This is a genomic window from uncultured Chloroflexus sp., from assembly GCF_937951745.1.
Taxonomy (GTDB): domain Bacteria; phylum Chloroflexota; class Chloroflexia; order Chloroflexales; family Chloroflexaceae; genus Chloroflexus.
This window is the reverse complement of record NZ_CALFBQ010000009.1, coordinates 63,078-78,290: the sequence shown is the minus strand read 5'-3', so window position 1 is coordinate 78,290 and position 15,213 is coordinate 63,078. Positions and strand designations below refer to the sequence as shown.

14 protein-coding genes are annotated in these 15,213 nt (G+C 57.9%); 12 read left to right on the top strand and 2 right to left on the bottom strand.

What is annotated here, in order from left to right:
- Nucleotides 1-100: 100 nt before the first annotated feature.
- The 4 genes from Q1A59_RS03570 to Q1A59_RS03555 all read left to right on the top strand — a co-directional run bounded on the left by Q1A59_RS03570 (nt 101) and on the right by Q1A59_RS03555 (nt 3,957).
- Complete coding sequence (locus Q1A59_RS03570) at nt 101-1,030, top strand: metal ABC transporter solute-binding protein, Zn/Mn family (RefSeq protein WP_299643889.1); 930 nt, start codon at nt 101-103, stop codon at nt 1,028-1,030.
- A gap of 24 nt (nt 1,031-1,054) precedes the next feature.
- Nucleotides 1,055-1,831: a metal ABC transporter ATP-binding protein gene (locus Q1A59_RS03565; protein ID WP_298408170.1), complete on the top strand. Its 777-nt coding sequence runs from the start codon at nt 1,055-1,057 to the stop codon at nt 1,829-1,831.
- An 86-nt stretch (nt 1,832-1,917) separates the two neighbouring features.
- Nucleotides 1,918-2,802, top strand: a complete 885-nt coding sequence (locus Q1A59_RS03560; protein ID WP_298408172.1) for a metal ABC transporter permease — start codon at nt 1,918-1,920, stop codon at nt 2,800-2,802.
- A gap of 51 nt (nt 2,803-2,853) precedes the next feature.
- The gene (locus Q1A59_RS03555) at nt 2,854-3,957 is read left to right on the top strand and encodes a metal ABC transporter permease (protein WP_298408174.1); all 1,104 of its coding nucleotides are present in this window, start codon (nt 2,854-2,856) and stop codon (nt 3,955-3,957) included.
- A 183-nt stretch (nt 3,958-4,140) separates the two neighbouring features.
- On the opposite strand, the gene Q1A59_RS03550 is transcribed toward Q1A59_RS03555, so the two are convergent.
- Complete coding sequence (locus Q1A59_RS03550) at nt 4,141-4,983, bottom strand: GNAT family N-acetyltransferase (protein ID WP_299643885.1); 843 nt, start codon at nt 4,981-4,983, stop codon at nt 4,141-4,143.
- A 268-nt stretch (nt 4,984-5,251) separates the two neighbouring features.
- On the opposite strand from Q1A59_RS03550, the gene Q1A59_RS03545 reads away from it, so the two are divergent.
- The 6 genes from Q1A59_RS03545 (at nt 5,252) to Q1A59_RS03520 (ending at nt 12,111) form a co-directional block, all read left to right on the top strand.
- Nucleotides 5,252-5,572, top strand: a complete 321-nt coding sequence (locus Q1A59_RS03545) for a hypothetical protein (RefSeq protein WP_299643882.1) — start codon at nt 5,252-5,254, stop codon at nt 5,570-5,572.
- A gap of 15 nt (nt 5,573-5,587) precedes the next feature.
- Nucleotides 5,588-6,220: an IS607 family transposase gene (locus tag Q1A59_RS03540; protein WP_298482205.1), complete on the top strand. Its 633-nt coding sequence runs from the start codon at nt 5,588-5,590 to the stop codon at nt 6,218-6,220.
- 189 nt (nt 6,221-6,409) lie between these two features.
- On the top strand, nt 6,410-7,750 hold the full coding sequence (locus tag Q1A59_RS03535) for an RNA-guided endonuclease TnpB family protein (RefSeq protein ID WP_299643879.1): 1,341 nt from the start codon (nt 6,410-6,412) through the stop codon (nt 7,748-7,750).
- 51 nt (nt 7,751-7,801) lie between these two features.
- On the top strand, nt 7,802-11,356 hold the full coding sequence (locus Q1A59_RS03530; RefSeq protein ID WP_299643877.1) for a CHAT domain-containing protein: 3,555 nt from the start codon (nt 7,802-7,804) through the stop codon (nt 11,354-11,356).
- 110 nt (nt 11,357-11,466) lie between these two features.
- On the top strand, nt 11,467-11,673 hold the full coding sequence (locus Q1A59_RS03525) for a hypothetical protein (RefSeq protein ID WP_298405010.1): 207 nt from the start codon (nt 11,467-11,469) through the stop codon (nt 11,671-11,673).
- A 9-nt stretch (nt 11,674-11,682) separates the two neighbouring features.
- Entirely contained in the window at nt 11,683-12,111 is a 429-nt protein-coding gene (locus Q1A59_RS03520; protein ID WP_298405012.1) for a hypothetical protein, read from the top strand.
- Between the two features lie 48 nt (nt 12,112-12,159).
- On the opposite strand, the gene uxaC is transcribed toward Q1A59_RS03520, so the two are convergent.
- The gene (gene uxaC, locus Q1A59_RS03515; RefSeq protein ID WP_298405014.1) at nt 12,160-13,587 is read right to left on the bottom strand and encodes a glucuronate isomerase; all 1,428 of its coding nucleotides are present in this window, start codon (nt 13,585-13,587) and stop codon (nt 12,160-12,162) included.
- Between the two features lie 345 nt (nt 13,588-13,932).
- On the opposite strand from uxaC, the gene Q1A59_RS03510 reads away from it, so the two are divergent.
- Together Q1A59_RS03510 and Q1A59_RS03505 are read left to right on the top strand one after the other, a co-directional pair.
- On the top strand, nt 13,933-14,454 hold the full coding sequence (locus tag Q1A59_RS03510; protein WP_298405016.1) for an aminoacyl-tRNA deacylase: 522 nt from the start codon (nt 13,933-13,935) through the stop codon (nt 14,452-14,454).
- Between the two features lie 178 nt (nt 14,455-14,632).
- Nucleotides 14,633-15,118 (top strand): adenosine-specific kinase, encoded by a 486-nt coding sequence (locus Q1A59_RS03505; protein ID WP_298405018.1) that lies wholly within the window; start codon nt 14,633-14,635, stop codon nt 15,116-15,118.
- Nucleotides 15,119-15,213: the final 95 nt, after the last annotated feature.

Genomic DNA, 15,213 nt, shown 5'->3' with positions numbered 1-15,213 from the left:
CAGGGTCTGCTGTACCCCATATTCGGACTTGGTACTTGACAACCGCTCGCTTCTTTGTTAGTTTTAGGATAGGCTAAAAATGTTTTTTGAACAGGTTCATATGCATCTTCGGCTTGGCTTAATCATAACGCTCACCATACTCTCACTCGCAAGTTGCGCCACGCCGGTCAGTGACGGGCGCATCCGAGTGGTTGCAACCACCGGCCCCATCAGCGATATCGTGCAGGCAATTGCCGGTGAGCGGGTTACGCTGCGCACGATGCTCGGCCCCGGCATCGATCCACACACCTACATTGCTACTGAGAGCGATCTATTTGCACTGCAAGAAGCTGCTCTCATTCTTTACAACGGTCTGCATCTCGAAGCCAACCTTGCCCGTGTGTTCGAGGGGATCAAACGCAGCGGGCGGATTCCCGTCATCGCCGTTGCAGAAGCGATACCGGAAGGATTGCTCTTGGCTTGGCAAGACGGTGACAAAGCCTATGACCCACACGTTTGGCACGATCCGCAACGGTGGCGCTACGCGGTGGAAGCAGTACGCGATGCACTAATTGCGGTTGATCCAGCCGGGAGTGCTCTATACTGGCAGCGCAGTGAGCAGTATCTGGCCGATCTTCAGGCGCTTGATACCGAGTTGCGCATCATGGCCGAGCGTATTCCACTCGAGCAACGCATCCTAGTAACGGCGCACGATGCGTTCCAATACTTCGGTCACGCCTACGGCTTCCGGGTCGAAGCGGTGCAAGGCATCAGTACCGCCGCTGAGGCTAGCGCCGCCGATATTCGTGCGCTTACCGAATTGGTGGTTACGCACCGAGTTCCAGCGATCTTCGTCGAAACCAGCGTCTCGTCGCGCACCATCGAGGCAGTGCAGAGTGCAGCGCGCGCTGTCGGCCACGAAGTGCGTATCGGCGGTGAACTCTATTCCGATTCACTTGGTGATCCCGATGGGCCGGCAGGCACGTACTTTGGAATGATGCTTCACAATATGCAGACGATCGTCACTGCGTTGGCTCCGGCCGACACATAGGAACTAGAGCGATGAGGTGATGCTATGCATCCAGCGGTTGAAATCGAGGACTTAACGGTCGCTTACGGTGATAAACCGGTGCTATGGGATGTCGATTTGCGCGTACCACGTGGTGTCTTGATGGGGATTATTGGCCCGAATGGAGCAGGTAAGACGACACTCCTAAAAGCAACCTTAGGACTCGTAAAGCCGGCTGCAGGTAGTGTGCGCATTCTGGGCCGGCCTTACGAACAGCAACGGCGTCTTGTGGCTTATGTGCCGCAACGGAGCAGTGTTGATTGGGATTTTCCTACTACGGTGCTTGATGTGGTGCTTATGGGTCGCTACGGCCATCTTGGCTGGATCCGCCGACCGGGACGGGCCGAGCGCGCTGTGGCACTCGCTGCCCTCGAACAGGTGCAAATGGCCGATTTTGCCCAACGCCAAATCGGTCAGCTCTCTGGCGGGCAGCAACAGCGTGTTTTTCTTGCTCGTGCTTTAGCCCAAAATGCCGAAGTCTATTTTATGGATGAGCCATTTCAGGGCGTAGACGCCGTTACCGAACGGGCGATTATTCAGATTCTGCGCGACCTGCGCGCTGCCGGTAAGACGGTGGTGGTCGTGCATCACGATCTGCAAACGGTGCCAGAGTATTTCGATCAGGTGGCGTTAATCAACGTGCGTCGTATCGCGGCTGGGCCGGTGCGCGAGGTGTTTACCGAAACCAACCTGCGCGCAACTTACGGTGGCCGGCTTGCTATCCTCGGCAGGAATGGCGCAGCCGATGCTGTTACGACGCCTACTCCGGCGCCGGGGGATTGAGCAATAAGACGCACGGCTTGCATTGTTCATCGTCGTGGAGCACAAAATCTGAGCATTGCAACGCTCGATCACAGCGAGACACGGATATGGAACTCTTCACTGACTACACGCTACGCACCGTCACCATCGGATCAATGCTGCTGGGCGCAATCAGTGGTCTGCTGGGCTGCTTTGCAGTGCTGCGCCGACAAGCACTACTCGGCGACGCAATGTCACACGCAGCATTGCCCGGCATTGCATTGGCTTTTCTCATCACCGGTCAGCGCGATACGTTCACCCTGCTGATCGGCGCGGCGATTGCAGCATTGGCCGCCGCACTATGGCTGTTGGCAATCGTGCGTACCAGTCGGATTAAAGATGATACGGCATTGGCACTTGTTCTCGCGGTCTTTTTTGGCTTCGGCTTGGTGCTGCTCTCGTATGTGCAACGCCAACCTACTGCGGCGCAGGCTGGTCTCAAGAGTTTTCTGTTCGGGCAAGCAGCAGCGTTGGTTGAGCGTGATCTATGGGCAATGCTGGTAATCAGCGGGCCGGCGCTAGCGCTAGTGGCGCTCTTTTGGCCATCCATCAAGCTGATCAGTTTTGACCCCGATTTTGCCCGTAGCCTCGGCCTCCCTGTACGTCGCGTTGAAGTCCTGCTGACCGGTGTTATCGTCGCAGCGATTGTGATCGGGTTACAGACAGTCGGTGTCGTGTTGATGAGCGCAATGCTGATTGCGCCGGCCGTGGCTGCACGGCAGTGGACGAACCGGTTAGAGACGATGGTGCTGCTGGCTGCCGGTTTTGGCGCGTTGGCAGCATTTGCAGGGGCGTGGATCAGCGCACTGGGCGACAGGATTGCGACCGGGCCGGTGATTGTGTTGACGATGAGTGGGTTAACCGCTGTCTCGCTGTTGATCGCCCCTGAACGCGGGCTGCTCTGGCAACGATGGCGACTCACTCGTTGGCGACAGATAGGCAACAACCATTAACGAGATGATATTGCCTTCCACCATAGCGTTTCCCGATTCCGAAAACATACTATGACCCCACAACTCGAAGTTCAACTGATTGCCGTCATTATCGCTGCCGCCTGTGCTCTGCCGGGGGTATTCCTCGTATTGCGGCGCATGGCAATGCTCAGCGACGCGATCAGTCATACAGTCCTGCTCGGCATTGTACTTGCTTATTTCATTAGCGACAGTCTGTCTTCACCACTGCTGTTCGTAGGTGCAGTCGCGATGGGGGTTCTCACTGTCTGGCTTGTCGAATTGATCAGCGGCAGCCAACTAGTACGTGAAGACGCTGCCATTGGGCTTGTCTTTCCGGCACTTTTCAGCATTGCGGTACTCCTTATCTCGCGCTACGCCGGTAATATTCATCTCGATACTGATAGTGTCTTGCTCGGCGAACTGGCATTTGCGCCCTTCGACCGCATTGATCTCTTTGGCATCAGTCTGCCACGAGCGCTAATATTCGGCAGTGGTGTTCTACTGGTAAACGCCTCTTTGCTTATGCTCTTTTATAAAGAGCTGAAGTTAGTCACGTTTGATCCTGCTCTAGCAGCGACGCTCGGTTTTACTCCCACCATCATTCACTACGGCCTGATGACGAGCGTCTCGCTGACTGCTGTCACTGCCTTTGACGCAGTCGGCTCGATTTTAGTCATCGCCTTGATGATTGCGCCACCGGCGACGGCCTACCTCCTCACCGACCGGTTGCCGCGTATGGTCGGCCTGAGCGTCGCGATAGGCGTGCTCGCCGCAATCAGCGGCTACTGGCTAGCGCGTCTCTTCGATGTCTCCATTGCCGGGGCAATGGCAACGATGACTGGCATTGGCTTTGGCATTGCGTGGCTCTTCGCCCCGCAACGCGGTATCGTTGCACAGACGTGGCAGCATCGTCGTCGGCGCGAGCGATTCGCAGTGCAGATGCTTGTACTGCACCTGCTTAACCACGAGGGTACTGGCGAGGCCGGGGTCGAATGTCACTCACAACATTTGATTGAGGAACTACGCTGGCAACCGACGTTTGCCGGCGCCGTCGTTCGTCGCGCTATTCAGAGCGGGCTTGTGCAACAACTAGATGGTGTCCTGTATCTAACCGAGCAAGGGCGGGCATTGGCACGCGAGGCCAGTATTGGATGAAGTTACTGCTGATAGGGGCGGGTTTCAACCCTATCCCTACCGGCATGATGTGCCTGTACGTCGAAGAGAGGATTGCTTCGGGGGCTGCGCTTCCTCGTCACAACAAGCCTCCCCCGCTCCCTGCTTGGGGAGATGGGCCGCCACAGTGGGTACATGGCTGGAGGGTCGCATTGCTGTGTGTCCCTACGTGGGCGTCAGACCGTATACTCCATACCGCCGCTGCGGGGTAAATCCGCAGGCGCAGTAGAGGTTATACGCAGGCTTGTTCGTCTCTTCCACTTCAATCCGAATATCGTGATAGCCGGCTGCCAACAGGCGGTAAAGGGTGGTGAGCAAAAACAGCCGGCCATACCCGCGACCTTGCTGATCGCGGCGCACGCCGAACGTTGTGATCGTGATGCCCTGCGCACTGCGCAGTAGCCGCATTGCCGCCACCGGAATCCCGGCGATTTCGCCGATTACAAAGCGATGCACCGGGTTGGCGATGCGGTCGGCGACAAATGCTGCGACTTGCTCGGCGGGGTCGCCGAAGGCATCGGCGATGATTGCGCTGATCGCTGCGGCATCATTGGTTTCGGCAAGGCGGGTTTGCCATGCCTCTGGCAGGGGTGGTAGTGGTGGTAACAGTGCCGCATCAAGCGCCAGTTGGATTTCGCCGTGCAAGCGCTGTAACCCTAACGCGGTGGCAAAGCCGGCCACGGCTGGCCCCGCTTCGTCGGCTAGTGCCACCCAGCTTCCCCCTCGCGCTCGTGCCCATTGCCCGATCTGCGTGATCAAACACCGCCCAATTCCGCGTCGCCGCCACGCCGGGTCTACCGCAATCACCGCTTCGATCTCGAAGTAGCCGTACATCGCTGCGCCGCCAACGACCGTCTCTCCGATCCGTGCAGCAACCAGCGTTGGCAATGGGTCGGCATCGAGTGTCACCGGTAAGACAATGCCGTCAGTGCGGTTGCAGCGGTCAAAGAGTTCGAGCACCGGCGGCCATTCGTCGGCAGAAATGATGGTGATGTCGGGTGTTGTCACAATTGATACACTCCAGAACGCGCAAAACGCGCATCAACATGATAAACCCAAAGGGTGTACAACGCAAAGACGGAAAGGGTGCAGAGGACGCGAAGGGCGTTGTGAGATGACCGCTCACCTGTGTCGCCCTCAACCATATCATCCCTGCCGCGGTCTTTGCGTGCGTTGCGTCTTTGCGTTTGCCCCGCTGCGCCTTTGCTTTCCTCGCGCCTTTTCGTTAGATCTGTGTGCTATACTGTATGGTGTGAATCGACTCGGAGGCTGCTCGATGCCCATCACCATCGCCTTCCATCGCCGTGACTCGCATCGTGTAGACGTATGCATTGCTGACCAGACAATTGCCACTGTCGAGCCGGCCGCGCTGCTGGTTGAGCAACCACTCTTCGCTCAGCGTCATGTGCCGAGCGATCCGCTCGCGTATGGTCAACGCCTCTTCGCCGCCTTGGGCGGCGACACGCTGCGCGCCGCACTGGCGGCCCTGCCGCGCGCGCCTCATCCTGACAGCCTTATCGCTATTCAGACCGATGATCCCGCATTGGCTGCTGTGCCGTGGGAGCTCGACTCTAGTATTGCATATAGTGCGCAATAGTGTATCATTGTGTTTATGGAAACCACCATGAATAGAGGCAGGGCGGCGAAGTTGCTGGGCTGTTCGGTCAAAACCTTGCAGCGATGCGAACGCGAAGGGCGGTTGATTCCGGTGGCACGAACAGGCAGCAATCGCCGTCGTTACACCGAGACACCGTTGCGTGAGTTCATTGGCGTGCGGCAGGCGGTATCCGAGCCAACGCGGATCGTCGCTTCCTGCCGTATATCAAGTGCGGCACCGAAGCCGGACTTGGCACATCAGCGCAAGGTGCTGGAAGAGTTTGTGGTAGCAAAGGGGTTGGCACATGTCGAATTCATCGAGGAAGGAGGCGGTGGTCTCACCGTTAAGCGTAAGAAGGTTCTGAAGCTGATGGACGAACGTGGTCGGCGGGAAATGAAGACCCTGATCCTTGCCCACCGTGACCGGCGTACTCGCTTCGGTTTCGAGTGGTTTGAGCACGACGCACCATCGCATGGATGCGAGGTGCTGGTGCTCAATCAAGAGCGTCTCGCGCCAGAACAGGAAATGGTGCAAGACCTGATGACCATTGTGCATTGCTTTTCGTCTAGGCTTTCCGGATTGCGGAACTACCGGAAACACCTGAACGAAGCGCTGAACCAAGATGCAGCTCATGACGTATCGAATTGAATCAGATTTCCCGCTGAACAGCGATGTGCTTCCCAAAGAGGCATTCACGCGACATGACGAACGCATATCTTCTGCTGTGGCAACAGCCATTGAGGGCGTTGAAGACCAGAAGATGTCGACGGTCGGGTCGGATGCGTCGAGACTGGCGTGGTAGTCTGACGTTCTCCTGACGAGAAATATGAGTAAGCCATGCACCTGACCCACAAAATCGCCCTTTGCCCGACACCAGAGCAGGTGGACTACTTCAAGCGCGCTTGCGGTGCGGCACGGCGCGTCTGGAACTGGGCGCTGGCTGAGTGGAACAAGCAATATGAGGCAGGCCTCAAGCCGAATGCGATGGCGCTGAAAAAGCAGTTCAACGCCATCAAATACAGCGATCCACAATGGCTCGATGAAAACGGTCAGCCTTGGTTGCGTGGCATCCATCGGGATGCCCATGCACGACCATTTGTTCATCTGGCAAACGCATGGGATCGGTTCTTCGCCGACATCAAAGCAGGAAAACCGGCGCAAGCCCCACAGTTCAAGAAGAAGGGTCGTTGCCGTGACAGTTGCTACGTTGCGAACGACAAGTTCAAGCTCGATGGCAAGACCATCCGCTTGCCAAAGATTGGCGATGTATTGATGACCGAAACGTTGCGCTTTTCGGGAAAAATCCTGGGTGCGACGGTGTCGCGCACGGCGGATCGTTGGTATGTCGCAATCCATGTCGATGTGCCTGATGCGCAGTTTTACCGTAGAAGGACGGCGCATGGCACCGTCGGCGTTGATCTGGGCATCAAGTCGGCAGCTACGCTCTCCAGCGGTGAGGCTATCCAAGCTCCGAAGCCGCTCACATCAGCCTTGCGCAGGTTGCGCATTCGCAGCAGGCGGTTGAGCCGTAAGGTCGAAGCGGCGAAAATACATGCTGGTTTTCTGCCTAAGCAGCGCATGCCAAAAGGCATGCGACTAACGCTCTCGAACAATTGCAGGAAATCAGCTCAGATAGTGGCAAGACTACATGCTCGCATTGCCAATATCCGAACAGACTTTGTCCACAAGCTTACAACTCGGCTTTGCCGCGAAAACCAAGCGGTGGTGATCGAGGATGTGCACGTCAAGGGGATGCTGGCGAACGACAAATTCGCCCGCGCCATCAGTGATGTGGGCTTTGGCCTGTTCCGCTCGCAGATCGAATACAAGGCCAAACGCTACGGAACTCAGTTGATCGTCGCCGATCGCTGGTATCCGAGCAGCCGCCTGTGTTCGGTCTGTGGTTATAAAAACGACGCGCTGACGTTGAGTGATCGGGAATGGATGTGTCCAGCGTGTGGCACGCACCACGACCGCGATCTCAATGCCGCGATCAACCTGCAACGGCTGGCAACCGCAACTGCCCTACCCGTGGCGAGTCCGTCCGGCAACGGCGGCACTGTGGGAGAGGGGGTCTCTCCGACAGTCGGGAAAGTTACGCCTGTCAGATACGAATGCGGTCTGCAAGACGCTTCGGGGCAGGAAAAGAATCGTGCGCATGTTTGCGCACTTTCTTGATAGCAGTTTCTCCACGATGGCGCTGAGTATCTGATCTTCAACTATCTCTTCGTGCGTGAAGTGCCGAATGCGCCCCTCCCTTCGCCGCCCGATCCCACCCTACCGTGGCGCCTCGTCGTGATGGGCAGCGACCCACTGTTGCAGGAAGTGCGCGATCCCCAGACCGGTTTGCTTGCCGACTATGCGCCGCTCTCGCGACTGAGGGTTGTGCAGGAGCTTGACCTGCTGCGCGACGATCTTGCCCGCCAAAATCCGCAAGTGCCGATCCGATGGCAGCGGATCGCACCGACTCGCCAAGCCCTCACTGATGATCTCGTTGCGTCGGAACCGATTCTGTTTCATTACACCGGCCATGGTGATGTGGTGAATGGCACGCCGGTTCTGTGCTTTGATGACGGTGCAGGTTGTATGGATGCGCAACCGGTGGCTGATTTGGCTGCTTTGCTGCGCGGCTCGGCCTATTTCGCTTTTTTGAATGCCTGTCGCACTGCTGATAGTCACGAGCCGGGGGCTAATCTGGCCCTTGCGTTGGTCAAGCAGGGTGTGCCGGTTGTGCTGGGTACCCAATATCACGTTCTTGATGAAGCTGCCGCCCATTTCGCCCGCACTTTCTACCGCGTGCTCGCTGCCGGCAACCATCCGGCGCAGGCCTTGTATCGAGCGCGCTTGAAACTCAAAGACCAATTGCGCAGCGAGCCGCGCGAATGGGCTGTGCCGGTGCTCTACTATGCCCAAGGCTATGTGTGGCCGACCCAAAAGCCTACGCTCCCAGCGGCGCTGTCACCGCTCGAACCACCGAGGCCGAATACCGAACAATTGCGTGCCCCTGATCCAACCGCCGGTTATTTTGTCGGTCGGCAACATGAATTGGTCGAATTGGCGCGACTGTTTATCCACGACCAGCGACGGATTGTGACGGTACGCGGCACGGGCGGTATTGGCAAAACCACCCTCGTGAATGCCCTCGCCCAACGACTGCGCTTTCACTTCCACGATGGGATTGTGGCTATCAGTCTCTTCTTGCCCGGCGACAATACACTGTTGCGTGCGGCGACGGTACGCAAGACGCTGGCCGAGTTGCTGGGTATACGAGATCAGGCGTTTGATGTTCCCGAAGCCATAGAGAAGCAGGAACGTGTACTGGTCGAAGCTGCCCGTTCCCGTCCACGCCTGTTGCTGATCTGGGATAATTATGAGACCGTGCTCTGGCGGTTGGGTCGCGAAGTGAGTGATACAGATAGCGTTCCCTTTACCGACGAACAACGTCAAGAGGCGGCGGCGGTACAGCGCTTGGTGCGGCGGCTGGCCGATGCGGGCGTTCATCTTCTCTTTACTACCCGCCAATCCCCGGTTGGGTTGGCCGGCGAAGCATTCTACCCGCCCGCCGAACAGGGTCATCAGCTCAAGGGACTGCGTTTAGCAGACAGCGTAACGTTGATGCGGCAGCACGTAGGTGAGCGCATTCCTTCGCAGGCTTTCTTAGAAGAGCTTGCCGCTGCTGTCGAGTACCATCCACTGGCGATGACGCTGGCCGCCGCCCGCTGGGCAAAGAGCCAAGACGACGAGACTACCTTTCTTGCCAACCTGCGCGACGAGTTGGCTAAAGCCCACGACCCGGCCGCGCCGATGTACCAGCAGTCATCGCTCGAAATCAACGTGCGCATCTCGCTCAACGCGCTCCCCGCTGACCTACAGGCCAACCTGCTGGCTTTGACCATTATCGCTAATCCGGTCATCACACCCTCGCACGGAGCTGTCATTTGGGGATTGGAAGACGAGGCAGCTCACCAGCGCTTAGAACTGCTGCATCAAGCCTCACTGCTGCAAGGCCACGGCTACGATGAGCAGCGCAACCGTGCGCTGACCTACAGTGTGCAGCCGGTCATTGCTAGCGTGCTAGGGCGCTTGGCGCAGGAGCACGATCTTGGCCCGGCACGCACGCGCTACGCGGCTTGGGTTGCTCAACTGGTCAAACTGGCCTACAGTAGGATTGACACTGATCCCGACGTCGCTGCTTTGACCCAATTCTTGCTTCCCGACATCGCTGCCGCACTACCGTACCTGCCAACTGACCAGCGCGGTTGGTGCGCGTGGCGGGCTGCGTCAATCTTCAGTCAGTTGGGTCAACCGGTGCAGGCCGAGCAGTGTATTGGCTTGGCCGAGGCGGTGGCCAAGGAAACAGCGGATCAGCCGTTGTTGAGCCGCGTATTCCATCAGCAAGCAACCTTGCTGGTGATTCGGGGCGACCTCGACGGGGCGCTGCGCCTGTACGAGGAGTCCCTCGCCCTGTGTGAACGCTTGGGCGATGTGCAGGGCAAGAGCGCGACGCTGATAATGATGGCCCAAGTGCAGTTCATCCAAGGTGAGCATGCCAAGGCCCTAGCCAATGTCCGCGCGGGCTGGCAGTTGCTGCAAGCAATTGGCGCGGCGCCTGACGCAGCCCAAGCTGCTCAGCTCGTCCAGCAGATGGAAGCGATGCTCGCAAGTGTGGGAACGCCGTCTCGTTTGGTCGGGGCGTTGATCGCGGCTGTGGTGCGTGCTAAACGCGGCCAGATGTCAGCCACTGAGGTACGGGCCGAACTTGAACGACTGTTGGCTGAAGAGGCGCTGGCACCAGTAGTCACTGCACTGGTGGCCGCCCTCGCCGATCAAGCCGATGCTGCCGCTCAGTTGTTGCTCGCCGCTGAGCCGTTGCTAACCAAAGGCACAGCCGCTGAACGCGCCGATGCACTGATGGGCATCGGTCATCTGGCCAATGTGCTCGGTGATCAGGTGACTGAGTTACGGGCACGAGAGGCAGCGGTAGCCGCGTTCCGTATGGCCGGTGATGACCGCCAAAGCCTTGTAAACCTGAGCATTGCGCTGTACGACCTTGCTATGTTCCACGTCGGCCAAGGTGACTTCGCTACCGCTGTCCCTCTACCTGAAGAGGTAGTGGAGCTTGATGAGCGTACCGGCCATCCTGATTTAGCTAGCGACCGAGCAACGCTGGAAGAGGTGCGCCGTCGCGCTGCTGGCGTGCCGGAGCCGACTATCCGCGAGGCGATCATTGCGTGGCGCGACGGAGGTCGTGATGATTGGCAATTTGTCGCGCTGCTCACAAAGATCTGTAATCATTACGTGCAAACAATGCGCACCGGTGATCGCACATCACGTTGGGAGTTAGCCCACGATTTGGCGGTGCTGCGAGCGATTCAGCCTTTGCCCATCGCTGGCACGAACGATTTTCTGCACGTGTTGCAGCTTCGCCTGCGCGACGAGCCGGGTATGGCCGAGCGAGCGGCTCAGATTCAAGCAGCCCTGCCGACTCAACTGGCGCTGTTACTGACCGTGATAGAGCAGCAGGTCCGGGGCGAAGCGGTCACATTGCCGGCAGCGACTGAAGTGCAGGCTCTCGCCGAACAAGTAGCGGTACTGCTGAGCCAATTGACGCCGGCGCAGCAGGCTGAGTTGTTGGTGTTGGCGCAGGTGGCGCCGCTCGTGCAATTGGGGGCGCAGTTGTTGCGACAGCCAGAGCTAACTGCTGCCGAACGGAGCCAGTTTGCCGAGCGGCTTGACCAAGCTGCTGACCAAGCCGAAGCCGGCGAAGTGGACGGATCGCCGTGACTGGCGGCGGCGGCGGCGTTGCGCCTCGTCGCCGCATGGCTGCGCGGTTGTTCGCCTGATCTTGCCGCCCTCCCCGAACCTTACCGCAGTCTTGTAGCGGAGATGCTAAAGTGACGAATCCAGAACCGACTGGGAAGACAGCAGTGCAACATACTTGCCCAAAGTGCGGCTACGTCAATGTCTGGACCCGCGACGAAATCGTGCAGCGCGGGCGAATCGTTATTTACCGCGGTGAGCGCGAGGTGGTGTATAGTCTACGCTGTAAAAACCCGGTTGGCTGCGATCAACGGTTTCGGATAGTAGTTACCCGCCAGTGAAGGATGGCTATGCGTATCCTTGGCCCCGAAACAACTGACGATCGTGAACTGCGCGAATGGTTTGAGAGTCAGCAGCGCGGCAATATCGAGCGACTCGAAGCTGGTGCGCAAACGATCACCCAATTGGTCACGGGATTGTACGGCGTGCTCTTTGCCGTGCTGGCCCTGAGTGATCAACCTGCATACCTTCAGAACCCGGTTGTGCAATGGGCCGGTACTGCCGGTATTTGCGCATTCTTTGCCTCCCTCATCGCCGCTATGCTGGTTGCATTGCCGCGCCGCCTCAGCGTTCAGCAAGACAACCTCACCGAGATGCAACAAATGTACCGCCATCTCCAAGGGCGTAAAGCAAACCTGCTCCGCGCTGCGCAAGCCATGTTCCTCTTTGGAACGGCCTGCTTGATAACCGTAATCCTTGCTTTGCTGTGGGGTTGGTAACAGCCAAGGGGTCACAGGACACGGTATGCGATGGGGGCACGGCGGGTGTTATGTGCCATTGCCCATCTGCCACTGATACGCCCGCCGTGCCAACCCAATTGCCAACTCCACGGCCAATTCGCTCGCTTCATCTTCGGTAAGAAGACCTTCGACCACCTGCCTTGCCAGCCAATCGCAGCTCACCCGCCGCCAAACGTCGTGGCGAGCCGGGATCGAGCAAAAAGCGCGGGTGTCATCGTTGAAGCCGGCAGTGTTGTAAAAACCCGCCGTTTCAATCACGAGATCGAAGTAGCGCCGCATCCCCTGCACGCTGTCGAAAAACCACCACGGTGGGCCAAGCCGCACGGCCGAGTAGTAACCGGCCAGCGGTGCTAGCTCGCGGCTGTAGCTGCTCTCGTCGAGCGTAAAGAGGATCAGGCGGAAGCGCGGATCGCTGCCGTAAGCGTTGAGCAGCGGTCGCAAATTGCGCGTCCATTCCGTTGCCACCGGTATGTCAGCGCCTTTGTCGGGACCAAAGCGGGTGAGGAGTGCAGTGTGATGGTTGCGTAGACTGCCAGCGTGCAATTGCATCACCAATCCGTCTTCGCAACTCATGCGAGCAAACTCGATCAGCATGTGGGCAGTAAAGCGCGCAGTATCGCGCGTGGTAGCAGTGCCACGCATGGCGCGGGCAAAGATGGTCTCAGCCTCGCTGTTGCTTAACGGCGCCGTGTACGGCGTCTCAACGCCGTGATCAGTTGCTAGTGCTCCCAATGCCTTAAACGCCGCCCGTCGCTGCTCGATGGCTGTGATAAAGCTGTGGTAATCGTGAACTTCGACGCCTGACAAAGTGCTCAACCGGTCAATCTGCGTGCGCCAATCGGGTGCATCAAGTGCGAGCAAGGCGTCGGGGCGGAAGGTAGGGCGCACGTTGCCGAATCCCTCGACGTGCAGGTCGCGATGTGCAGCAAGCGAATCGGTGGCGGTGTCGGTAGTGGCTAGCAACTCAATCTGGAAACGGCGGAACAGGGCGCGCGGCGTGAAGTCTGGCTCAGTGAGGCGGTGTTGCAGATAATCGTATATACGTTGAGCGTTTTCCGCCGTAAGCCGCTCCTCAACGCCAAACAGCTCGATCAGCGTCGTTGCCAGCCAGAGACCAGTCGGCGTGGCGCGAAATAGGTGGAAGTGCTCAGCAAATCGTTGCCAAATTACACGATGGTCGGTCTCGTACCAACCACCATCGCGCGGCGCAATCCCCAACTGCTCAAGCGACACCCCTTGGCTGACCAGCATCCGCAAGACGTAATGATCGGGCAGAATAAACAGCTCGACCGGCGTCCCAAACCGCGCCGTTGGGTCAGCCAGCATCTGGGGCGGCACGTGGCCGTGCGGGCAAAAGAGCGGCAATCTTTTCACCCGCTCGTACAGCGTGCGCGCCAACCTGCGCTGGGCTGGGTCGCTACTAAAGCAACGGTCGGGTGAGAGTTTCCATTGCATATCGCTCCTCTCAAAGCAAAGACGCAGAGGATGTAAAACGCAAAGACGCGAAGGGGGCAAAATGCAAAGGTACAAAGACGCAAAGGGTGGTGTTGGGAGGGTGTCGCCTGCGCGCTTTGCCCCTCCCTCCCCCTTGCGCCCTTTTGCGGCCGTTGTGGCTTTGCGTTCCCCTCCCTTGCGCCCGTCGCGGTGTACACACATTGCGTCTTTGCACTGTAAACAGATCTTCGCTCTACGTGTGCAATCTCTTTCGCATCACCGCCGCTTGATACGCTACAGTATACGTATCCTTACGCTCCTACGTCGAAGAGATCACAAGCTGACAAATACACAGGAGGCAGCACAATGAGGTGCCGCGAACGAATCGAACAATACCTCAACGACAATGGCGTCGCCTACCACGTATACCATCACGCACCGGCCTACACGGCGCAGGCGGTCGCCGAACGTGAGCATATTCCGAACCAGATGGTCGCGAAGGTGATCGTCGTCGTAGCTGATGGCGAGCTGGTCATGTTGGTTGTCCCAGCTTCACATCGGATTGATCTGGTCAAAGTACGCAACATGCTTGCTGTCAGCGAGGTGCGACTGGCGACGGAAATTGAGCTTGCCGAAGCCTTTCCTGACTGTGAGATCGGTGCGATTCCACCGTTCGGCAATCTCTACCAGATACCGGTGTATGTGGATGAGACATTGCAATCCGATCCAATCATCTTTATCCAACCCGGCGAGCATACTACTGCTATGAGTTTGCCTTACAGCGACTTTGTCCGACTAGTTGCGCCAACAGTAGCTTCATTCATCGCTGAACACCGGCGTGAAGTGGCTGCTACCCGCAACGACATCAAAGAAATGGGTGCTTGGTAGGGTTGTTAGCGCAAAGGTGTAAAGGATGTTGTTGGTAGAGCATTCTCGCGCCTACGTCACCCTTAACCGTACAAGACCTTACGCCCCGTGGCGTCCTTCGTGCCTTTGCAGTACATACACTGCGCGCCTTTGCGTGGTGGCAATCGTCAGTTATGCGTCTTCTAATTGAGGGTGGACAATGCAACTACATCTCGTTTCGATTACCAAGCCGGCCGAATTGAATATCATTCTCGGCCAAAGCCATTTTATCAAGACGGTCGAAGACCTGCATGAAGCATTAGTCAACGCAGTGCCGGGTATCCGCTTTGGCCTCGCCTTTTGTGAAGCGTCAGGCGAGCGGCTCGTGCGCTGGAGTGGCACCGACGAAACATTGATCGGGCTAGCCCGTGAGAATGCGTTGGCTATTGGCGCCGGGCACAGCTTTATTATTGTGCTCGGCAATGGTTTCTACCCGATCAATGTGTTAAACGCCATAAAACAGGTACCGGAGGTATGCCGCATCTTTTGCGCTACTGCCAACCCTGTTGAGGTCATCATCGCTGAAAGTGATCAAGGCCGTGGCATCCTCGGTGTGATCGACGGCTCGTCACCGCTCGGCGTCGAAGACGATGCCGGTATTGCGTGGCGTAAAGACCTATTACGCCGGATCGGGTACAAACTATAGATGAATCCAACGCAAGGGCACGAAGGAGGCAAAACGCGAAGGATGTGAAGGAGGTAAAACGCGAAGGCGCGAAGGCGCAAAAGATGGTGGGGGGA